This window comes from Methylicorpusculum oleiharenae, from assembly GCF_009828925.2.
In the GTDB taxonomy this organism is placed as follows: Bacteria; Pseudomonadota; Gammaproteobacteria; order Methylococcales; family Methylomonadaceae; genus Methylicorpusculum; species Methylicorpusculum oleiharenae.
Window position 1 is genome coordinate 3,477,679 of sequence record NZ_WUTY02000001.1, and the last position, 21,509, is coordinate 3,499,187.

Annotated in this window: 18 protein-coding genes and 2 riboswitches; of the genes, 17 read left to right on the forward strand and 1 reads right to left on the reverse strand. The window is 42.9% G+C overall.

The annotated features are described in order from the left end of the window. Positions 1-38 precede the first annotated feature (38 nt). The 14 genes from GO003_RS15745 to GO003_RS15810 all read left to right on the forward strand — a co-directional run bounded on the left by GO003_RS15745 (position 39) and on the right by GO003_RS15810 (position 15,889). The gene (locus tag GO003_RS15745; RefSeq protein ID WP_159652962.1) at positions 39-1,577 is read left to right on the forward strand and encodes an XrtA system polysaccharide chain length determinant; all 1,539 of its coding nucleotides are present in this window, start codon (positions 39-41) and stop codon (positions 1,575-1,577) included. A gap of 90 nt (positions 1,578-1,667) precedes the next feature. After that, positions 1,668-2,564, forward strand: coding sequence for an XrtA-associated tyrosine autokinase (locus tag GO003_RS15750; RefSeq protein ID WP_159652960.1), 897 nt, complete (start codon positions 1,668-1,670; stop codon positions 2,562-2,564). 6 nt (positions 2,565-2,570) lie between these two features. Beyond that, complete coding sequence (locus tag GO003_RS15755; protein ID WP_206444590.1) at positions 2,571-4,118, forward strand: TIGR03016 family PEP-CTERM system-associated outer membrane protein; 1,548 nt, start codon at positions 2,571-2,573, stop codon at positions 4,116-4,118. A 35-nt stretch (positions 4,119-4,153) separates the two neighbouring features. After that, positions 4,154-5,005: an XrtA system polysaccharide deacetylase gene (locus GO003_RS15760; protein WP_159652956.1), complete on the forward strand. Its 852-nt coding sequence runs from the start codon at positions 4,154-4,156 to the stop codon at positions 5,003-5,005. Between the two features lie 41 nt (positions 5,006-5,046). Next, positions 5,047-6,066: a FemAB family XrtA/PEP-CTERM system-associated protein gene (locus GO003_RS15765; RefSeq protein WP_159652954.1), complete on the forward strand. Its 1,020-nt coding sequence runs from the start codon at positions 5,047-5,049 to the stop codon at positions 6,064-6,066. 8 nt (positions 6,067-6,074) lie between these two features. Beyond that, positions 6,075-7,262, forward strand: a complete 1,188-nt coding sequence (locus GO003_RS15770) for a TIGR03087 family PEP-CTERM/XrtA system glycosyltransferase (protein ID WP_159652952.1) — start codon at positions 6,075-6,077, stop codon at positions 7,260-7,262. Positions 7,263-7,314: 52 nt separating this feature from the next. Beyond that, positions 7,315-8,586, forward strand: coding sequence for a Vi polysaccharide biosynthesis UDP-N-acetylglucosamine C-6 dehydrogenase TviB (gene tviB, locus GO003_RS15775; protein ID WP_331001642.1), 1,272 nt, complete (start codon positions 7,315-7,317; stop codon positions 8,584-8,586). A 3-nt stretch (positions 8,587-8,589) separates the two neighbouring features. Continuing rightward, positions 8,590-9,597 (forward strand): NAD-dependent epimerase, encoded by a 1,008-nt coding sequence (locus GO003_RS15780; RefSeq protein ID WP_159652948.1) that lies wholly within the window; start codon positions 8,590-8,592, stop codon positions 9,595-9,597. Between the two features lie 39 nt (positions 9,598-9,636). Continuing rightward, complete coding sequence (locus GO003_RS15785; RefSeq protein WP_159652946.1) at positions 9,637-10,788, forward strand: TIGR03088 family PEP-CTERM/XrtA system glycosyltransferase; 1,152 nt, start codon at positions 9,637-9,639, stop codon at positions 10,786-10,788. Between the two features lie 42 nt (positions 10,789-10,830). Then, entirely contained in the window at positions 10,831-12,723 is a 1,893-nt protein-coding gene (locus GO003_RS15790; RefSeq protein ID WP_159652944.1) for an XrtA/PEP-CTERM system amidotransferase, read from the forward strand. Between the two features lie 196 nt (positions 12,724-12,919). Further along, on the forward strand, positions 12,920-13,294 hold the full coding sequence (locus GO003_RS15795; protein WP_159652942.1) for a glycine zipper 2TM domain-containing protein: 375 nt from the start codon (positions 12,920-12,922) through the stop codon (positions 13,292-13,294). Between the two features lie 122 nt (positions 13,295-13,416). Beyond that, entirely contained in the window at positions 13,417-13,968 is a 552-nt protein-coding gene (gene fae / locus GO003_RS15800; RefSeq protein WP_159652940.1) for a formaldehyde-activating enzyme, read from the forward strand. A 74-nt stretch (positions 13,969-14,042) separates the two neighbouring features. Then, entirely contained in the window at positions 14,043-14,525 is a 483-nt protein-coding gene (locus GO003_RS15805) for a hypothetical protein (RefSeq protein WP_159652938.1), read from the forward strand. 236 nt (positions 14,526-14,761) lie between these two features. After that, complete coding sequence (locus GO003_RS15810; RefSeq protein WP_159652936.1) at positions 14,762-15,889, forward strand: hypothetical protein; 1,128 nt, start codon at positions 14,762-14,764, stop codon at positions 15,887-15,889. A 10-nt stretch (positions 15,890-15,899) separates the two neighbouring features. Here the strand turns inward: GO003_RS15810 and GO003_RS15815 are convergent, their stop codons facing one another. Further along, a complete protein-coding gene (locus GO003_RS15815) occupies positions 15,900-16,358 on the reverse strand; it encodes a hypothetical protein (RefSeq protein ID WP_231089024.1) in 459 nt (152 codons plus the stop codon). A gap of 563 nt (positions 16,359-16,921) precedes the next feature. Beyond that, positions 16,922-16,999: riboswitch (cyclic di-GMP riboswitch) on the forward strand. Positions 17,000-17,066: 67 nt separating this feature from the next. Here GO003_RS15815 and GO003_RS15820 point away from each other — a divergent pair. From GO003_RS15820 to GO003_RS15830, 3 genes are all read left to right on the forward strand, one after another. Then, positions 17,067-17,879 carry a PEP-CTERM sorting domain-containing protein gene (locus GO003_RS15820; protein ID WP_159652934.1) on the forward strand — a complete coding sequence of 271 codons (813 nt, stop codon included), beginning with the start codon at positions 17,067-17,069 and terminating at the stop codon, positions 17,877-17,879. Positions 17,880-17,950: 71 nt separating this feature from the next. After that, positions 17,951-19,477, forward strand: coding sequence for a hypothetical protein (locus tag GO003_RS15825; protein WP_159652932.1), 1,527 nt, complete (start codon positions 17,951-17,953; stop codon positions 19,475-19,477). Positions 19,478-19,581: 104 nt separating this feature from the next. After that, positions 19,582-21,189, forward strand: coding sequence for a ShlB/FhaC/HecB family hemolysin secretion/activation protein (locus GO003_RS15830; RefSeq protein ID WP_231089025.1), 1,608 nt, complete (start codon positions 19,582-19,584; stop codon positions 21,187-21,189). Positions 21,190-21,427: 238 nt separating this feature from the next. Beyond that, a riboswitch (cyclic di-GMP riboswitch) is annotated at positions 21,428-21,506 on the forward strand. The last annotated feature ends 3 nt before the right edge of the window (positions 21,507-21,509 follow it).

Sequence of the window (21,509 nt, forward strand, 5' to 3'; positions counted from 1 at the left end):
TATAAATTGAACGAATGAATTTAGGCTAAATACGAATTATGCAAGAGCAGTTCGCAGAGATTTTATATTACGTAAAGGCAACATTTAAATATAAATGGTTAGTCATCATAGCTGCATGGCTTGTTTGTCTGCCCGCGTGGTGGTTCATTCTGAAGATGCCGGATAAATATACTTCGACAGCCAGAGTCCAAGTTGACACCCGCACCATGCTGAGACCCTTGCTATCAGGGCTTGCTATTCAGGCTGATGTTCAAGGTATGGTTTTGATCATGAAACAGCTTATGTTTTCTCAGCAAAACCTGGAAACTATTGCAAATCTTGCGGATTTAGGTTTGAACACTTCTTCTGAATCCAATAAACACCAGATAGTTGACCGATTAAAGGCCAATATAAGGATAGATGGCGGTTCCAATGAGATTTTTTCAATCAGTTTTGATTCTGAGGACCCCGTTGAAGCGAAACATGTTGTTCAAGCTGTGCTTACCGTTTTTTCAGAGCAAACTCAAAAAACTGCTCTGGATGATGCCGGTTCAGCTCAGAGATTTATTATTGATCAGATCCAGGAATACGAGCAGCGATTACGTAATGCAGAAAAAGCCAGGGAAAGTTTCAAAAAAGCCAATATGAATTTGTTACCGGGACAAGGAGGCGATCAAATCTCGCAAATCCAGCTGCTTAATACCACACTTGAAGAAGCCAAGTTGTTCATAGAAGAACTAAATTCGCGTAAAGAAGTACTTAAAGAACAATTGATTGAAGCGCAAGAAAGCGGGGAGGATGAGTGGGATCTTGGGCTTGAGAGTACAACAAGTAGCGAAGATGCCAGATTAACGTCATTAAAAGCGCAACGAGATGAATTATTGCTGAAATACACACCAAAGCACCCCAGCATCAAAGTACTCAACGAAAATATCAAATCTATCGAAGCTGATGCCAGAAAAAGAGCGGCTGAAACTCCTGTTGCCGATACTGAGGAGCCACTAACCTCTTCACCTTCTTCAACAAATCCTTTTGCGCAATCGATTAAAGCCGCGCTTAACGATGTCGATGCTCAAATTGCTGCCATGAAGTCACGTATTACAGCGTATGAAGCAAAAATAAAAACGTTGGATGAAGAATTTAATCAGCGATTGAGCATTGAAACTGAAATGCAAAACCTCAACAGGGACTACGATACAATTAAAGGCAATTACCAGTCCTTATTGCAGCGTAAAGAGCAGGCCAGTCTCTCTGAAAAAGCAGATAATCAGGCAACTGCGTTGCGATTTAAAGTTGCCGATCCGCCTAATAAACCTCTCAAGCCTTCTGCGCCTAATAGAGGACTGCTTTATTCTGCAGCCTTTGGTGTTGGAATTGCGTTAGGAATTGCAGTCGCATTTTTTTCTGTGTTAATTAAACCTACTTTCATTGCAGTTAATCAGGTAAGAAATCTAACCGGTTTGCCTGTACTCGGAAGTATTTCTATCATTTCAAATGTAGCAAGAAAGAAAAGATTTAGTCGAGAGCTAATACTCTATGGCCTATCATGCAGTTTGCTGATATCTACCTATACAGGCATTATGTTTTTTAAAACCTGACTACACCTGATCTGAATTGACGGGTAATATTTTTTTAGATTGGAATGAAGCACTTAATATCATGAAATTGACATTGATTATTGGAGTCTTATGAACCTGATTGAAAAAGCCTTAGAGAAAGCAACTGCTGAAAATGACTCTAATGCATCAAAAGAAGAAGACGCCGCACTTGATAACACATCGATACATCATGATGCTTCAAACGAAACAGAGATTGTTTTTTATGAATCATCGACGATGGCTCATAAAAATGATAAATCTAATGCTGAGATAGAAACCTTTAATTGGGATTATTTACGTGAAAATGGCTTCATTGATCCTACCGTTAAATATCTTCAGATAGCCGAGGAGTTTCGAACGATCAAAAGGCCTTTGGTTATCAATGCATTAAACGGGATGGAAAGGGGTATTGAGCGTTCTAATCTTATTCTGATAACAAGCAGTGTTCCCGGGGAAGGAAAAAGTTTTACTGCAATTAATCTAGCGATAAGTATTGCCGCGGAAAGAGATAAACAGGTTTTACTGATTGATGCCGATGTCGCCAAGCCTTCAATATCCCGAGTTTTAGGTATAAAAAAAGGACCGGGATTGATTGAATACCTTGAAGGAAAAAACACTAAACTTTCCGATATTATTTTAAAAACGGAGATCGATGGTCTCAGAATTGTCCCTGCGGGAAAAAGCCACCAATTTTCCACAGAGTTACTGGCTAGTAACAAGATGGTTAATCTAGCGCAAGAATTAAGTGAACGATACGCCGACCGGATTGTTATTTTTGATTCTCCTCCCTTACTGGCAGCAACTCAGGCAGAGGTATTATCTGCTATGGTTGGTCAGGTCGTATTGGTGATTGAAGCAGAACAAACAGCTCAAAACATAGTGATGGAGTCCGTAAAAAAACTGGAAGCCTGTGATGTTGTCCTCGCACTTTTAAACAAGACTAAACGCGGCTTGGATATGAATTATTATGGCTATGGGCAGTACTAGGAAACAATGAAAAACCCGGGCAAAAATAATCGGCGAGCGTTAATCGCATCTACCTGTGTGTACTGTATCTTATCACCCAGTCATGTCGCATGGGCTCTGAATATAACGGCAACGCCCAGTGTGACCGTGAATGAAATTTATTCCGATAATATTGATTTAGCACCGTCGGGCTCCGAAAAAAGTGCCTTTGTGACTGAAGTCAGTCCTGGCTTATCAGTTTTCGGTCTTGCTCCTCGTTACCGTTTGAACCTCGATTACCGTCTGCAGGGTCTATACAATGCAGGTGGCACATCTGATGTCAATATTAATCATCAGCTTAGTTACAATTCCAATTATGTAGTGGCTCCAAGTCGTTTGTTTCTTGATACTCGTAGCTCAATGAGCCAACAAAACATCAATAATAATCGCCTAATAACGGATAATGTGGTGGGTTCTGAGAACACCTCTACAGTGACAACATTTGGACTCTCACCCTACTGGACACCTCACTTTAGTAATTATGCCAACGGCATTGCCCGTGTATCTTATGACAGAGTCACCTCCGACGAGGGGGAGTTATCAGATACCGATAATTTCTCACAAAATATTGGCTTAACCAGCGGCCGGTATTTTTCTAAAATCAACTGGTCGGGTAATTTCAATAATGAAATGAATCAACGCGCCGATGGTGACGATGTTAATTTCCAAAGTTCGTCAGGCCTCGTTCGATATAATCTAAATCGTTTATTCAGCGTATTTGCACAGGGTGGGCACAGTAACAATGATTTTGAAACGACGACAGACACGAACCAAAATGGTTTCTTTTATACCTTCGGCGGGACATGGCAGCCTAGCCGGATTTTCTCCCTAACAGCGGGTGGTGGAAATAATTCATTTGTTACTGTCTATGTAGCTCCGATTCAACGTTTGCAATGGACCACTACCTATAGAAATAATGATATTGGCACGAATACAGGTAGTGTTTGGCAAACCAACTTAAGATATGTGACCCGCCGGTCTGTTTGGGGGGTGACCTATAACGAAGATACGACAACTGTTCAGCAGGTTATTCTTGAACAGCAACTCCAGGGTGGCTTGTTTGGCAACAATCCGGACAATTTAAATAACCCTAATGATCCTAACTTATTTGGAAGAAACTTAGGCCTGCCACTGTTTATCGATGAAGTGTTTGTAAGAAAGAGAGCCGAAATCAGTTACTCGTACAATACAGGAAAATCTGTTTTGAGCGCTCAAGCTTTTACTGAGACTCGTGATTATCAAGTACAGACAACTCAAGATGAAGTCTATGGTATTTCTGGTTCCTGGTCCTGGCGATACAGTCCTAAAATGACGACTTTTCTCAGATCAAACTGGCAAAACACGGATGCAAACACGGTAGCAAATGAGCCATCATCAAGTAGCCAGCTGATTGATACCTCAATCGGACTTAGCAGAGTCCTCGGTCGTAATATAAGCGGTAATTTAGAATATCGTTATTTTAAACAAATTTCTGATGACGCTGAAAATGAATATGATGAAAATCGTATTACATTGGGTTTGTCGGCGTTTTTTTGAACGTTGGTTTTTCTTCCCTGCATTAATAGGATCACATGCAATTGATACGTCCAGTTAACGCAATGACAGTAGATGTGGAGGACTATTTTCAGGTCTCTGCATTTGAAAAATATATAAATCGCAGCGATTGGGATTCACTGCCTCAGCGTGTAAGCCAAAACACACATAGAATATTGGATTTATTTGCCGAACATAATATTCATGCCACTTTTTTTACCCTGGGCTGGGTTGCGGAAAGAAACCCTGACTTGATTAGACGTATCATTAAGGAAGGGCATGAATTGGCTTGTCATGGTTATGCCCATCAGCGTGTTACCGATCAAACCCCCACCCAATTCAGCACCGATATTATCAAAGCTAAAAACCTTCTTGAAGATCTTGGAGGACAACCCGTTAACGGGTATAGGGCTCCCAGTTATTCAATCGGCGCCAAAAATCTTTGGGCTCACGATATTCTGAATGAAGCCGGTTTTTTATACAGCTCCAGTGTTTATCCGGTTAAACATGATCTTTATGGTATGCCTGATGCTCCAAGGTATCTTTATCAGCCGCTTGAAAGCAGTGACTTTAAAGAAATCCCCATCACAACAGTGAGAATTGGAAACAAGAATTTTCCTTGTGGCGGCGGCGGGTTCTTCAGGTTTTATCCTTATGCTTTTTCGAAATGGGCCTTCAAGGTCATTAATCACAAAGAACAGCAGTCCGGTATCTTTTATTTTCACCCGTGGGAAATCGATCCGGATCAACCCAGACAGAAAGGTATCAATTTAAAATCCAGATTCAGACACTATCTGAATCTGGATAAAATGGAACATCGAATAATCAGACTTTTGACTGATTTCAAATGGGACACGATGGCTAACGTTTTTTTAAAAAAAAACCATTAATTTCCCCCCAATATTATTACTAATAAATTATTGTGCTGTTAATGATAAAAATACTGGACGTTTCCGATTACCAGAAATGGGATGATTTTGTAAATAACCATCACGATGCTACTTTTTTCCACCTTTCAGGTTGGAAAGAGGTCATTGAGCGATCATTTGGCCATAAAACTTATTTTCTTTATGTTGAAAAGAATGGCGCAATTTCGGCTATTTTGCCTCTTGCCCATATCAAAAGTGCTTTGTTTGGAAATGCTCTCACCTCATTATCGTTTTGTGTTTATGGTGGGATTGTCGGTTTAGATCAAAACTCCATGCAATTGCTGGACAAAAGAGCGTGCGAATTAGCCGAAGAACTCGGTGTGGATTATCTGGAACTTCGTAACCGGACCCGACAAACACCTGATCGCCCCTTTAAAGATCTATATGTTACTTTTAGAAAAACGCTGGAGACCGATGTTGATAAAAACATGCAGGCTATCCCTAGAAAGCAAAGGGCAATGATAAGAAAAGGAATTGCTGCCGGGTTACAAAGTAAAATTGATACGAATGTTGAACGTTTTTATCAAGCTTATTCGGAAAGTGTCAGAAACCTCGGTACGCCCGTTTTTTCCAAAAAATTTTTTCAAATACTTAAAGAAATATTTCAGGATCAATGCGAAATTCTTACTGTTGAAAAAGACGGCCAATTGATCAGCAGTGTCATGAGCTTCTATTTTAAGGATGAGGTTCTGCCATATTATGGAGGTGGAACAGATTTAGCCAGAGCCGTTCAGGGTAATGACTTTATGTATTGGGAAGTCATGAGGAGAGCGGTCGAAAATGGCATCAAAGTCTTTGACTACGGCCGTAGTAAAATTGGAACAGGATCTTATAGCTTTAAAAAACATTGGGGGTTTGAACCGGAACCTTTATTTTATGAATTTCATTTGGTCAAAGCCGAAGCGCTTCCAGATATTAATCCGTTAAATCCGAAATACCAGTTGTTCATAGCCGCCTGGAAAAAACTTCCGCTGGCCATGAGCCAATTAGTCGGGCCTTGGTTATCTAAAGATTTAGGATAACCGGGTTAATGGAAAAATTATTATTTTTGGTTCACCGCCTACCTTATCCGCCAAATAAAGGCGATAAAATACGCTCTTTTCATTTTCTAAAGGCCTTATCTCAACGGTATGAGGTTTACTTGGGCACCTTTGTAGATGACCCTGAAGACTGGCAATATGAGAAAACCGTTAAAAGCTATTGCCAGGAAACTTGCATTGTCAGCCTTAATCCACGCCTTTCAAAAGTTAAGAGTCTGTCTGGATTATTATTGGGTCAAGCCTTAAGTATTCCCTATTATAAAAATACTGAAATGCAGGATTGGATCGATCAAACCCTTACATCAGCTTCAATTAAAAAAGTTCTGATCTTTTCTTCTGTGATGGCGCAGTTTGTCCTAAATAAAAAGGAACTTGAGATTATCACTGACTATGTTGATGTGGATTCTGATAAATGGCGTCAATATGCGTTGAAAAAAAAATGGCCGGAGAGTTGGATTTACCGGAGAGAATCAGAAAAGCTGTTAACCTTTGAGCGTCAAGTCATATCCAGATCGGCAGCAGGAATATTCGTTTCAGAACAAGAAGCTGCGCATTTTCAAGCTTTAGCCCCCGAATATAAAGACCGTATTGGTTTTGTCAATAATGGGGTGGATACCGATTATTTTTCCCCCTTACTGAATTTTCCATCACCTTTTAAAGTGAGTGAAACGCCGATTGTATTTACCGGTGCCATGGATTATTGGGCGAATGTCGATGCGGTCGTTTGGTTTGCAAAAGTTGTTTTTCCCACTATCTATTCTAAAAATAAATCTGCCCGATTCTATATTGTAGGATCAAAACCTGCCAAAGAAGTGCTAGCCTTAAGTGAACTGCCGGGCATTGTTATAACCGGGCGAGTTGAAGATGTCCGGCCTTATCTTGCCTTTGCCGCACTGGTGGTCGCTCCCCTTAGAATTGCTCGAGGTATTCAAAATAAAGTATTGGAAGCCATGGCCATGGAAAAAACCGTATTAGGTACCGTAGCAGCTATTGAGGGTATTCCGGTAAATGATCAACTCAGGGTATTTGTTGAAGATGACCCTTTAAAGACTGCAGAGCTTGTCGGCCACCTTTTGACTGATAAATCCCGAAATAAAGCTGAAACCAACCGGCAGTTTGTTATTGATCATTTTAGTTGGTACAGCAGCACCGAGAAATTAATATCTATAATTAATTAGCTGATTCATAAAATTTACAGTTCATCAATATTTACCTTATAAAGGCTTGAACATGTTAGAAAACACAAAATTAGGCATGATAGGTTTAGGTTATGTCGGTCTGCCTCTTGCTGTTGAATTCGGCAAAAAATATTCTACGGTGGGCTTTGATATAAACTCCGCCAGAATCAAGGAATTGCAACAGGGTCATGACCACACCCTCGAAGTCAGCACAGAAGAGTTAAGTGAAGCAAGTCAACTGACCTATACCGCATCCATTGACGATATTAAGGATTGCACCATCTATATTGTCACAGTACCTACGCCCATCAACGAATTTAAACAACCCGATCTTTCACCGCTTGAAAAAGCAAGTAATTTACTCGGTCAGGTTATCAAACCCAATGATATTGTCATTTACGAATCAACGGTCTATCCGGGTGCGACCGAGGAAGTCTGTGTGCCCATACTTGAAAAAGTATCCGGACTTGTTTTTAACCAGGACTTTTTTGTCGGTTATAGTCCGGAACGGATTAACCCTGGCGACAAAGAACACCGGGTCACTAATATACTCAAAGTGACCTCCGGTTCAACCCCGGAAATTGCCGAAAAAGTCGACCTTCTCTATAAAAGCATCATCACCGCCGGAACCCATAAGGCGAGCAGTATAAAAGTCGCCGAAGCCGCTAAAGTGATTGAAAATACACAGCGTGACGTCAATATTGCTTTAATCAATGAATTGGCGCTTATTTTTAACCGATTGGGCATTGATACCGAAGAAGTCTTACTGGCAGCAGGGACCAAATGGAATTTTTTACCGTTCAGGCCGGGGTTGGTCGGAGGTCATTGTATAGGTGTGGATCCTTATTATTTAACCCATAAAGCTCAGGCTATAGGTTATTACCCTGAAGTGATTCTTTCCGGTCGTCGCATTAACGATGGTATGGGTGAATATGTTGTCAATCAATTGGTAAAGTTGATGTTGAAAAAACGTATTCACGTCAAAGAAGCCGAGGTCCTGATTATGGGCTTGGCGTTTAAGGAAAACTGTCCTGATTTGCGCAATACGCGAGTGGTTGATATTTACCATGAGTTGCAAAGCTATGGTGTCAATGTTCAAGTTTACGATCCCTGGGTGGACGCAGAAGAGGCCATCGCTGAGTACGGAATCAAACCTTTAACCAAGCTTGAGGAAGGAAAATTTGATGCAATTATTCTTGCCGTAGCCCATCAGCAATTCAAGGAAATGCCGATTGCCTCAATTAAAGCGCTGACCAAAAAAGACTCGGTTATTTATGATTTAAAATACATTTTTCCAACTGAACAGACGGATGCTCGTTTATAACTTATGAAAATCTTAGTTACCGGAACAGCCGGATTTATAGGTAACCGTTTAGCCCAAAAATTATTAGAACGCGGCGATGAAGTTATCGGTGTTGATAACTTGAACGATTATTACGATGTTAATTTGAAGTTATCACGACTCAAGTTGATAGGAGACCATGCGGGTTACACCGATATAAGAGCCGATTTGGCCGATCGAACCTCGATGGAAGCGATCTTTAAACAACATCAACCACAACGGGTTGTGAATCTCGCGGCTCAAGCCGGCGTGCGTTATTCAATTGAAAATCCGCATGCTTATATTGATAGCAATATTGTGGGGTTCATTAATATTTTGGAAGGCTGCCGGCATAATGGCGTGGAACACCTGGTTTATGCATCCAGCAGTTCGGTCTATGGGGCTAACGAAAGCATGCCTTTTTCTGTGCACGATAATGTTGATCACCCGCTCAGTCTTTATGCCGCTTCAAAAAAAGCCAATGAATTGATGGCGCACACCTACAGCAACCTTTATGGTTTGCCGACAACCGGATTACGTTTTTTTACAGTTTACGGCCCCTGGGGGCGTCCCGATATGGCTTTGTTTTTATTCACCAAAGCCGTTCTTGCGGGTGAAAAGATTAAAGTTTTCAATTATGGAAAACACCGCAGGGACTTCACCTATATCGATGATATTGTCGAAGGGGTTATTCGAACGCTGGATCATCCCGCTCAACCGAATCCCGAGTGGTCGGGTAAAAGCCCGGATCCAGGAACTAGTCGTTCACCGTGGCGGGTTTACAATATTGGTAATCAAAGTCCTGTTGAATTAATGGACTATATCGAAGTATTAGAAAATAGATTAGGCAAAACGGCTGAAAAAGAATTGCTGCCTTTGCAGCCAGGCGATGTACCGGATACTTATGCCGATGTGGAAGCATTGGTCCAGGACGTTGGCTATAAACCTTCCACACCCATAGAAATTGGTATTGAGCGGTTTGTGAATTGGTACCGTGACTATTACCGCATCTAAAATGGCTAAGCCTCAGCAACTCAACTTTTAATAGCGCTGATGAACCAGACACTCACGGAGCGCCCGCTCATTGCCCATGTCATTTACAGTTTTGGAGTGGGCGGCCTGGAAAACGGCCTAGTTAATTTAATTAACAACATTCCTAAAGAGAAATACTGTCACGCCATTATTTGCCTGAAAGCAAGCACCGACTTTAGTAAACGACTGCAACGAGACGATGTTGCCATTTACGAGCTTAATAAAAAAGAAGGGCACGATCTGGCTTCTTTTGTTCGTATGTACCGGTTACTCAAAAAAATTCAACCGACTATTGTACATACGCGTAATTTGGCGGCTATTGAATATCAAATCCCGGCTTTGTTGGCTGGGATTAAACGGCGTGTTCATGGCGAACATGGTTGGGATGTTTTTGATCCGGACGGCACCCAAAAAAAATATCAAAGACTGAGGCGGATGATGGGGCTCATCATTCAGCGTTTTATTCCTCTTTCCGGCCATCTTGAGCGCTATCTTGTTGAAAAAGCGAAAATCCCCGCCTCAAAAGTGCAGAGAATCTGTAACGGTGTGGATACACAAAAGTTTTTTCCGGCAAAAGACGCTAAAGGCAGGGAGCAAAAATTACCTTTTCAACTGAATGAAAACTCAGTAATTATTGGCGCTGTAGGCAGAATGCATGGCGTCAAAGACCAAATCACTTTAGTGAATGCATTTATAAGACTCTGTGGTCAATACCCCGAATTAAAGAAGTCTGTCCGGCTGGTCATTATCGGTGACGGGCCCTTAAGAAATGAAGCTTTGGAACTGCTCAACCAACATGATCTGACTGACTGCAGCTGGCTGCCGGGTGAAAGAGACGATATCGCCGATCTGATGCGCTGTTTTGACATTTTTATGTTGCCGTCAAAGGCAGAAGGGATATCCAATACGATACTTGAAGCGATGGCAACCGGTTTACCCGTAGTAGCCACACGCGTCGGCGGTAATCCGGAACTGGTCATCAATGACGTAACTGGGCGCTTGGTTGAGAAAGAAAACGCTGTTGAAATGGCAAATGCTATGAGTGATTACGTCACTGACAAACAAAAGCGATTAACCCATGGTGAAAATGGACTTAAGCGAATTCATCAGGAATTTTCTTTAAACATCATGGTTGAGCATTACTTAACCGTCTATGATTATTTAGCGGATTGAACAACGCGTGCCATTTTTAACTTTTAAGTGGAAACAACCAGTATGTGTGGAATAGTCGGAATTTTTGATCTAAAAGAAAAGCGCGATATCAACAAGGACTTATTGTCGCGAATGAATGAAATTCAATTTCACCGCGGGCCCAATGAAGGGGGATTGCATACTGAACCGGGCTTGGGCTTTGGTCATAGGCGCTTGTCAATCATAGATTTATCCAGCGGTCAGCAACCTATGCATAGCCAGGACGGCAATGTCGTTCTGACTTATAACGGCGAAGTGTATAACTTTCCTGAATTAAGGCTGGAGTTAGAGGCACTGGGTTATCGATTCACGACTCATTGCGACACAGAAGTGATATTGATAGGCTGGCAGGCCTGGGGCGAGGCCTGTGTAGATCGCTTGCTCGGCATGTTTGCTTTTGCAATCTGGGACAGGGCTAAAGAGGTTCTGTTTCTGGCGCGTGACCGGCTTGGCGAAAAGCCTCTGTATTATGCCGAATTGCCTAATGGACAATTCATTTTTGGATCAGAGCTCAAAGCGCTAAAAGTCCACCCCGATCTTCCCCGTGAACTTGATCCTAGCGCAATAGAAGATTATTTCGGCTTTGGCTATATTCCGGATCCTAAGACTATCTACAAAAACGTTCATAAATTGGAGCCTGGTTATAAGCTGCACATTAAAAGAGGGCAGGGTCAATATAAACCCGAACAGTACTGGAATGTTAATTTTTCAGTGCAAAACGTTAAAAGTGAAGCGGAAATAGGCGAGGAATTGATCGAAAGATTTCGTGAAGCCGTTAAAATTCGCATGATGGCTGATGTGCCCTTGGGGGCTTTTTTATCCGGGGGCGTGGATTCCAGCGGTGTTGTTGCAATGATGGCTGGATTATCAGATCAACCGGTTAACACCTGTTCTATATCATTCGGCGATCCGGCTTTTAATGAATCAAAATATGCACAAATGGTTGCTGACCGCTACCATACAGCTCACCGGGTAGAGCAGGTAGATCCGGATGACTTCCATTTGATCGATAAGTTGGCTGATCTTTATGATGAACCTTATGCCGATTCGTCCGCATTGCCGACTTACCGTGTTTGTGAATTGGCCAAAAAACAAGTGACCGTGGTGCTTTCAGGCGATGGCGGCGATGAAAATCTGGCCGGTTACCGGCGTTATCGTTGGCACACTTACGAAGACAGAATGAGGTCATTGGTGCCCAATGCCATCCGTAAACCGCTATTTGGCTTTTTAGGCGCTGCCTATCCGAAAGCGGATTGGGCGCCAAAGATGTTCAGAGCCAAAACCACTTTCGAGTCGATAGCCCGCGATTCATTAGAAGGTTATTTTCACAGTGTTTCGGTTAATTCAAATGGACTAAGAAGCGCATTGTTCAGCCCCAAGCTGAAACAAGAGCTACAAGGCTATCAGGCCGTTGAAGTGTTCCGGCGCTATGCTAAAGATGTCAATATCGAAGATGCGCAATCGATGGTTCAATATCTTGACATTAAAACCTACTTGCCCGGTGATATCCTGACTAAAGTCGATAGAGCCAGCATGGCTCATGCATTAGAAGTGAGAGTGCCATTATTGGACCATAAACTGGTCGAATGGATAGCCAGTTTAAAACCTGATCTTAAGCTCAGAGAAAAGGAAGGCAAATTTATCTTTAAAAAATCATTGGAACCCTATTTACCTGAAGATATTTTATATCGGCCTAAAATGGGCTTTGCTGTGCCATTGGATAGCTGGTTTAAAGGACCATTAAAAGACAAGGTCAGAAATGCGTTATTGGGTGATACGATGGCGCAAAGCGGATTGTTTGATCAACAATTCATCACTAAGATGGTTAATCAGCACCAAAGTGGCTTGAGAGATTACAGCGCTTCCATTTGGTCATTACTCATGTTTGAAGCTTTTCTCCGCAATAATGAGGCTTAAGTCGCTAAGATAAACCCATCCCAAATAATTCCAAGACATTGGGGCATTTTTATTAAGATAGAAATGCCCCTTTTTTAGACCTTCTCAATCTATAGTATCTACTAAAACTGCATTCGATTAAGCCCTCATTAATTTATTTCCTCGTATTATCCAACTCACCGGAATTAAATTTTCTCTTATCATGAGGGTCATTAAAATGAAAAAACTGCTTGCATTATTGATTGTCAGTCTTGTTTATTCTCCATTTGCTTTAGCCTCAGGTGGGCATGGTCACCGTGAAAGAGGTTATCGACACAGTCATCACCATCATCAAAGAATGCGGTATGCTCCTCCGGTTTATTATGCGCCGGTTGAACGTCATTATTATCGTGAAGAAGTGCGTTATTACCCACAGCACGTTGAACGGAATTATCGCGAACCGGACCGCTATTATGATGACAGGAGAACAACAAGTGGTTTAGTTGGCGGAGCACTGGGAGGGGCGTTGGGCTACGAAGTAGGTAGAGGCGACCCTATTGCAGCTGGAATAGGTGCTGCTGCCGGCTCATTATTTGGCAACGGAATGCGCTGAATGTGAGTAGGAATGCTTCGTAAAAAAGAATAATCCCTATCTAAATTGGATAAGGTTGCCGCTTGATGACTTTGCACCTAAAATGAATACTCATAAATTATTTTCTGGGGGACAAAAGTATCATGTCAGAAACAATATGGTTTAGAACCGGCGAAGCGACTGTATTTTCAAGCGAAGGGCAGGGTACCGATGCAATGCCCGAAATTTTAATTGGCGATATCAAAGGTCCTGCAGGTCATGCTTTCGCAAATCTCATGGGGCAAACTGCCGGACACACCCGTATGTTTGCTATTCGAGCCTGCAATCAACAGGTTCGCCCGGCAACCTTGATGGTTCCTAAAGTTACAATTAAATCCAATGCTTATGTCAATCTTTTGGGGGGGCCTGTTCAATCAGCCGTTGCAGATGCTGTGCTTGACTGCGTAATAGAAGGTGTCATTCCAAGAATACAAGCTAATGATCTGTGTATTATTGCGATGCTTTGGATAGCGCCTGAGTGCGCTACCAATCCGGATTTAGATCGAAAAGATTTATATCGAACGAACTACGAAGCAATGAAACTGGCTATCCACCGCGCACTTAGCAATTCGCCAAGTATTGAAGAATTGATTGCCAACAGACATAAAATCAGTCATGAAATGTATGACCCGGAAACCGGTGAATCACAATGGTGAAAATTTAAGCTCTCAGTCCGTCAGATTTATGAAAAATCGCAAACTATTTACTCGACTCACGCAATATTAAGTGAATGACTTTAATTATTTTGCAAACCATCCTTAAGCAATGGGATAAAAGTGAATTGACGGACTATCACGCAGAGAAAAGATCATACATTCCAGACCAATTCTGCATAAATAGTCCTCCCGCAACCTTTACGGGTGATCAAAAATGCCTGATAGATCATCACAGATTTGGTAGCTTTGAAACTGATTTGATTTTTTCACAGTATAAAAGTAATACGGTTCGATTCAGTCAATTCAAAGTAAATTTAAATGGATACGAAATTGAATCAGAAGGCAGCACAAGTCAGCTGGTTTTAAATAGGTGGTTCAAATTCCGTTATTTGAACCGGCGCCGTGTATTTGAAAAAAACTTGTATTTTTGGTTGTATGAAGAAATAACACTGAATGCAATTTTATTAAATCAGTTGGACCCTTCCGTTTTTTTACATTCATCACCTTATCAAACAATTGACGTTCCTGGACTGAATCAAAACGAAAACGCTAAATGACAAGAACGTTAACGCCATTTTGTTAATAGAACGGGGCTATTAAAGCGTGGCTTCAGATTTTTTAGTTTTTGAAGTTGCGATTTCGGCGCCGCAATACGCTTAATTCAGCTTCCTTACTGCAGGATTTCGCTGTTTAATCTATTCTGATACTAACGAATAAATCATGACTGGTTTCATGGTTTTCACGTCTACAGACTTCATACTCGATTAATCAGCTTAAATCGCTCAGGAAATTTATGAACGCACTTTCCGCTTTAATAAGCGTTTACCGGCCTCAAACTGATAGCCAAATTCAACAACTCACTGTTTTTGTTGAAAAGTTAAGAAATTGGGCGCAGGAATTTTCAGAGTGTGATTTTCTTCATCCTTGCCTGATTGACGAACACCGGGCTTTAATCTGCAATAAAGATCTAAACAACACGCATCCTGAAGCCTTTGACGCTTTATCCGAGATAACAAAACACTATGGCATTCGCTTAAAAGAAGACAGCAGGGCACAAAGAGCCGAGCAATACGGGTCTGAGCGCAGACAAAAATCAGCCATGGTGCTGTCTTTGTGCATAGGATTACTGATTGCTACTTCACAATCAAAAGCGGATTTTCTGAGTCAGCAACGGATGACAGTTTCTATCAGTTCAAATCCTGTCACTCCAGCAAATAGAATCGATGCTTTAATACTCCAAAAAGATCAAAAAAATAATCTACGCTTGACGCGTTCGGCGCCGTCAGTAAAAGATTTCAGTCCAAGTTACCGGCAAGTCCGCACTAAAATGAAAGTTGATAAGGCCGCATTCAGGCAAATCAGGCGATTATTACATCAAGCCTATCAGCAAAAACCCGGAGATCCTGCTGGTATTCGTGCCGATTTGGATCATATGGCCCGCTATTACGCGCAGTTTAGCGACACCATTGAATTACTGAAAAACCTGGAAAATAAACCACTCAGTTTACAATACCGGAAAAACACATGGGAAACCGAAGCGTATGGAAACCGTTTTAAGGTTGATTCCACGACAGTTTTTTTTGATTCGCGAACAGGCGCCAAATTTGGCTTTCATAACCAATGCTCAGGAAATCCTGCCTGTTATATAGCACCGGCTGATGCTTTGCTGCACGAACTGTTACATGTAAATATCATGCTGAACGATACCGGCCGGTTTATGGCGCAAGGCGGCATGAGACCAACACTTTATCTGTTTGAGCATGAGCGTGAAGTTATAAAATTGGAAGTGATGCTATTTGATGCAATGAATCGACGTGATGGAAAATCACGCCCTTTGCGTCAGAGGCATACCGCTAAATTAGTTGAAGTGGATTGCTCATTATGTCTCCCAGGTGCGTTGACTGTCGCGTCTGTTGATTGACAGATTGACGTTAAATCCGATCCGGCAATGCGTCCGGTTCGCTTAAGTCGTATTTTTTATAAAGATAGCTTTTAAGCCACTCTTCTCCATCATTACTGTCTTTAGGCCGTTCACCCAGTTTCAGCAGGTGCTGTTTTAGACTGTGTTGCGGCATCAGCAATAATTCAATATCGGCCATTGCTACAAATTTGTCGGGTGGGGTATGACCTGAGTTCACAATTTTAAACAGTTGATGTTTTTTGATATTTAAATGGCTGTTGATTTCTTCTCGAAGTTCCAGCAACAAAGGCAGTAATTCACTGCCAACGTGCGAACTATCCATGATGTGCTCCAATTTGCTTATAAGATAAGCCACAGCAAAACGGTACAAATCCGATTCCCTTACATAAAGGCGGGTGGCCAGCGCCTGAACCTGCTCTCGCTTGGTGTTTTCAAGCCGCATCGAAACAATCTGTTTTATTTCACTCACGTTAAATACCCGGTTTACCGCTACATCAATCCGGATAATTTAAAAGATCAATATGACAGAATTGCGACAATGAACAATTTGAATAAAGAGAGTGCTCTACAAAATAAAAGGAATGTGCAATAGCAGATTCGATGAATCCTCTGCTTAACAGGAAAGGCGAGTCACTTTACTTGTTAGACTTTGTGTCATAAAAAAGTCATTTAAAAACATAATAATCGGCTACTTAGCGGGAATAAAACGCCTTGCTGCTATCCCGAAATATCAACATCGGTCCAATTTTTGGCTGTCAAAATCGTGTAAAGAAACAGAGATAAATTAAACGTATTTAAATTTGATTTTGATTAATTCGTATTACATGTCATCAAAATTTAACACAACTGTAAAACTTAGAGTGCGTTGAGTGTGAAAGAATTTGCGCCAAGTTGAATGTAGCAGGAAGCATGCAGGTCGATAGGGACAGGATTAAAGACCAGCCGTTGAAGAAAGTCGAAAAGGGAGGGATGGCGACGCAGCGGTCAGGACAAGGACAGGCAGTTCCGGCGTAAGGCTGGATATGCCGGGTGTGATGATGTTGCCAAACCCGTCGTGAGGCGGGGACGGAAAGCCACGGGTCTTGCCAGCAAGATAGCCGAGTCGCAGCCATTTACTACGAATGGGCACAGCTCCCGGTTTTTTTGTTAACAAACTTTAACTTTTTAAGAGGCAGTTATGAACATTGTAGGAAAAACATTAGCCGTCACCGTGATGGGGTTGGCTGCAACCGGCGCGCAGGCGACCATTAAAGGCGGTGTGACAACAGCATCGACCGAATTAGTTTTCAATCTTTGGAATGAAGCATCAGAAATTTCATATGCGCTGGATTTGGGCGTTATCCATAATGATTTTTTGGATACAAAAACAGAAGCTAAAAGCTGGTCTATCGATGCCAAAACCAGCACGGCGTTTGCTGCGTTTTTAGCGGCCACGCAACCTGAGCAAACCTTGGTTTATAACATTGCTTCATCAAATGGGTCTTTAACCGGTGGGCTTGCAGCACTTCCATATTACGGGTTGTTAAGAACTTCGAATGATGCAAATATTTCGAAAGTAACAACAACTGCTATTAATAATACGGCTGGAAAAATCAATAACCGTGCAATCAAATTGAATACACAGCTTAATGTTTCTGGCGGCGACATCAGCAACAATTTCGATTCTGTCAGTGGCAAAGCGGATGTCGGTTATTTCGGAACTTCCTGGGGCGACAACATGGACGGCTCAACTGGATTCGGTACTGTCGGGTTAGAAGGCGAAGGCAATACGCTTGGCTTTTACTGGCAAAACAGAGAATTTGCATCCTTAGGTTTGACGGGCATAGAGAAATTAGCCGATTGGACTTTCGTTATCGATTTCGATACTAAAACAGCGGCCTTAAATTATGGCGCACCAGCTGTAGTGCCGGTTCCTGCGGCTGTATGGCTGTTCGGTACAGGCTTGATGGGTCTTTTCGCTGCTAAGCGCCGCAAAGCCTTAACTGCTTAATTTATAACCCGGCTTGATAACAAGACGGGCCTTAATGTCCTTTTCATAAAACAATCTTTGAGAATACACCCATGAAAAAGCACGTCATCTCGGCGGCCATTGCTGCTGCCACATTAACCGGTTTTTCAGGCCCGTCAATGGCCTGGAACACTTCTACAGTTCCTGATCTTGAAGTGTTTATGTCCGGCGCTACTGCGATGGATAACGCTATCAAGAACATGTTTGAAAACCTGTGCGACGCAGGCACACTGGATTTTTACCGTAACGGTTCAGATCCTGATGCAACTAAAGTCGGCTCTGCATACTCGGCATATTTTTGTACCTTAAGCCCTACTAAAGTGCCTAATCTGTCCAGTGCCAAAAAAGTGTTGTTCATCAAACGTTCTGCAGGCGGTTCAGCACAAGGCGTGAATCCTTTGGTTGACGGCGCTCAGCTTGATGCATTAAATATTTTCAACAATAACTGCACCAACGTGCCTAATACCAAAACGTGGAATTGCACGATCACCGGTAACAGCCTGGTTAAAAAATACCCGAATATCGGTATTTCCGACGTTGATCCGTTACAGTTCAGAGGTCCTAACACGCCTGTCGGTTTCAATGAAATAACACCTGCCGGTGCCCAGCAGCTGGAAATCAGAGCGGTTGCAGCCCTAATCTTCGGTATTCCAGTAACTAACGGCTTATACGAAGCTTTGCAAGTGGTACAAAAAGATCAGGGAAAAATTCCTAGTGATTGCCAGATTGGTGTTTATGTTGAAGATGAAGCTGTTAATGAAAGATGTATGCCGACCCTGAGCAAGCATCAGGTTGCATCGATTATTTCAGGTCAAATCAAAAACTGGGATGAATTTGTGTTTGAAAAAGACGGTCAGGACTATCCGTTTACACAATACCCTGGCGTAACTGCTCCTGAAACCAATCTGGTCCATATCTGCAAACGGGTAGCGGGTTCCGGTACTGGTGCGCAGCAATACAATAAATTCCTGAATAACCCTTGCTCACCTGGCGCATTAGAGCCTACTGAACTTGACGATCCATTCGACGGACCCAGAACCATTCTTAACTCCGGTTCAGGCAATGTTGACTTGTGTCTGGATGACTTTTCAGATGGCACCAATGTCGGTGGAGCCAACGTAGATGTATTTACAGGTGGTCCAACTGTTGCCTGGGCAACCGGTGTACAAAGTCTGGAAAAAAATGCTAACAATGCCTTAAGTTATAAATTCGTCAGGATAGACGGTGTTGCGCCTACGCTTCAAAATGCGGCGAACGGCACGTACATGGATTGGGTAGAGCCTACGTACCAATGGCGTAAATCCGGCAACGGCGCCCCAACCGGTGATACTTTGAGAATCATCGAGAAACTGATTGTCGACGCCGGCGCGCCTTCAACAGTGGCTTCAGTGCTTAACAAAACGAGCACTTATCGATTCGGTAAGTCAGGTTATCTGGCCGTGGCCAGCAACGGTCACCCGTATAGCCACATACTGAATGAAGCAGCACCGGTCATCGGTTATTCACACGCTGCAGGCGGTGTTTTGAACAACTGTAATGTACCGGTAATTCCAGCTGCTGCAACTCAAAAACCGCTGTAAGGTTGACAGTTTCAACAGGAATTTGACCCTGCAACAGGGTCAGCAAGGATGCACACTAACAGCCCCCGCCATGCGGGGGCTGACCTGTTTGTAAAATATTAAAAATGCTATCTATGGTCAGGAAGGAAAATTGCTGGTTTCGTTTGTTGCTGGTAGGGGTTTTGTTGTTTGCCGGCTTGTCAGGCAGCTCGGTTTTTGCCGAAGATGCCGATCATTTCGATTTATGGGAACTGAGAGTCAAGGGTAATACCTTACTGGAACGAAAAGAAATAGAAAAAACAGTGTATCCCTTTTTGGGTGAGGCAAAAAATATCGACACGGTTGAAAAAGCCCGTGCCGCATTGGAAGAAGCCTACCATGGCAAAGGTTATCAGACCATCGCAGTCGACATACCCGAGCAGGATGTCGTCGGCGGTGTCGTCTATCTGGAAGTTACCGAGGGCCGAGTCTCCCGGTTGCGCGTGACCGATTCGCGCTACTTCTCGTTAGGCAGCATCAAGGCCAAAGTGCCGGAACTGGCTGAAGGCAAAGTGCCCAATTTACCGAAAATGCAGGAACAGCTGGCAGAACTGGGCAAGGAATCATCGGACAGGACTGTCGTGCCGATTTTGCGGGCCGGGGAAACGCCGGGAACGCTGGAAGTGGATTTAAAAGTCAAAGATGAGCTGCCGTTGCACGGTAAAGTCGAGGTAAACGGGCGTAACGTTGCCGATACCAGCCGCTTGAGAACAATTGCTTCCGTGCGTTATGACAATTTATGGCAAAAGTTTCACAGTGCATCCTTCATGTATCAGACCGCGCCTGAATCACCGGAACAAGTGGAGGTGTTTGTCGGGACTTACGTGATGCCGGTGTTTAACACCGATGCACGCCTAGCACTTTATGGGGTGAGTTCGTCATCAGATTCTCAAATTGCCAGTGCCGGTGCTTTATCCGTCATTGGTATCGGTGATATCTACGGGGCGCGTTTCGTAGTGCCGCTGACCACCAAGGAAAATTATTTTCATACGTTTACCGCCGGTGTGGATTACAAATCATTCGAAGAGGATTTAAATTTGATAGGTGCCGATTCGTTGAAAACGCCGATTACCTATGTTCCGTTCATGGTGCAATATTCCGGCAATTTACGAGGTGAGGCATCCTTGCTGTCGTTCAATACGGGGCTGAATTTTTCAATTCGGGGCCTGGGTAACGATGAACAGGAATTTGCCGACAAGCGATTTTTGGCAAAACCGAATTATATGATTTTCAACGGGGGTATCGACTACACCCACAATCTTCCCAAAGGGATTGATTTTATCAGCCGAGTTTCCGGGCAAGTCTCTGATTCGCCCATCATCAGTAATGAACAATATTCAATCGGCGGCGACGAAAGTGTGCGCGGTTATTATGAAACTCAGGTTTTAACGGATGACGGTATTCAGGGGTCATTCGAGGTTTATTCGCCGCATTTGCTGCCCGTTAATGAAGAATGGGAATTCGTCAATAAATTGAAGGGCTTGGTGTTTTTGGACGGGGGACAAGGCTGGTCCAAGGATGTGCTGCCGGGTGTGGAGAGTAAATACAGTCTCGCCAGCGCAGGCTTTGGTTTCAGGTTACAGGCTTGGAAATATCTGATAGCAAACCTGGATGTTGCGTTTCCGTTTATTGCCCAGGGAACGATAGAAAGCGGCGATCCGAGACTGCATTTTCGAGTGGCTACGGAATTTTAAGTAGGAGAGACATAGGCCTTCGTCGCGACTATCGAAGCCTTAATACTCCGGTTAGTTAGCGTAGAAAACTGTCCTGCGCAGACCTCGAAAATCGCGATTTGGGTATCGCTCCTACGAACGAAGAAAAGATGGAACTATTCTGTCCCCCTCTTTGAAAAAGAGGGGTTAGGGGAGATTTTTTAAATAAATCCCCCTCAATCCCCCTTTAAAAAGGGGGAGGTGAACAGTTTCAAAAGATAAAGTAAAAAGCCAAACCCGTCGTGAGACGGGGACGGAAAGCTGCGGGTCTTGTTGATCAAGATAGCCGGGTTGCCATTGAC

Coding starts and splice junctions, on each gene's coding strand:
- GO003_RS15790 (WP_159652944.1), top strand. CDS start 10,831: ATGTGTGGAATAGTCGGAATTTTTGATCTAAAAGAAAAGCGCGATATC.
- GO003_RS15760 (WP_159652956.1), top strand. CDS start 4,154: ATGCAATTGATACGTCCAGTTAACGCAATGACAGTAGATGTGGAGGAC.
- GO003_RS15805 (WP_159652938.1), top strand. CDS start 14,043: ATGACTTTAATTATTTTGCAAACCATCCTTAAGCAATGGGATAAAAGT.
- GO003_RS15795 (WP_159652942.1), top strand. CDS start 12,920: ATGAAAAAACTGCTTGCATTATTGATTGTCAGTCTTGTTTATTCTCCA.
- GO003_RS15825 (WP_159652932.1), top strand. CDS start 17,951: ATGAAAAAGCACGTCATCTCGGCGGCCATTGCTGCTGCCACATTAACC.
- fae (WP_159652940.1), top strand. CDS start 13,417: ATGTCAGAAACAATATGGTTTAGAACCGGCGAAGCGACTGTATTTTCA.
- tviB (WP_331001642.1), top strand. CDS start 7,315: ATGTTAGAAAACACAAAATTAGGCATGATAGGTTTAGGTTATGTCGGT.
- GO003_RS15750 (WP_159652960.1), top strand. CDS start 1,668: ATGAACCTGATTGAAAAAGCCTTAGAGAAAGCAACTGCTGAAAATGAC.
- GO003_RS15770 (WP_159652952.1), top strand. CDS start 6,075: ATGGAAAAATTATTATTTTTGGTTCACCGCCTACCTTATCCGCCAAAT.
- GO003_RS15810 (WP_159652936.1), top strand. CDS start 14,762: ATGAACGCACTTTCCGCTTTAATAAGCGTTTACCGGCCTCAAACTGAT.
- GO003_RS15820 (WP_159652934.1), top strand. CDS start 17,067: ATGAACATTGTAGGAAAAACATTAGCCGTCACCGTGATGGGGTTGGCT.
- GO003_RS15765 (WP_159652954.1), top strand. CDS start 5,047: ATGATAAAAATACTGGACGTTTCCGATTACCAGAAATGGGATGATTTT.
- GO003_RS15830 (WP_231089025.1), top strand. CDS start 19,582: ATGCTATCTATGGTCAGGAAGGAAAATTGCTGGTTTCGTTTGTTGCTG.
- GO003_RS15780 (WP_159652948.1), top strand. CDS start 8,590: ATGAAAATCTTAGTTACCGGAACAGCCGGATTTATAGGTAACCGTTTA.
- GO003_RS15755 (WP_206444590.1), top strand. CDS start 2,571: ATGAAAAACCCGGGCAAAAATAATCGGCGAGCGTTAATCGCATCTACC.
- GO003_RS15745 (WP_159652962.1), top strand. CDS start 39: ATGCAAGAGCAGTTCGCAGAGATTTTATATTACGTAAAGGCAACATTT.
- GO003_RS15785 (WP_159652946.1), top strand. CDS start 9,637: ATGAACCAGACACTCACGGAGCGCCCGCTCATTGCCCATGTCATTTAC.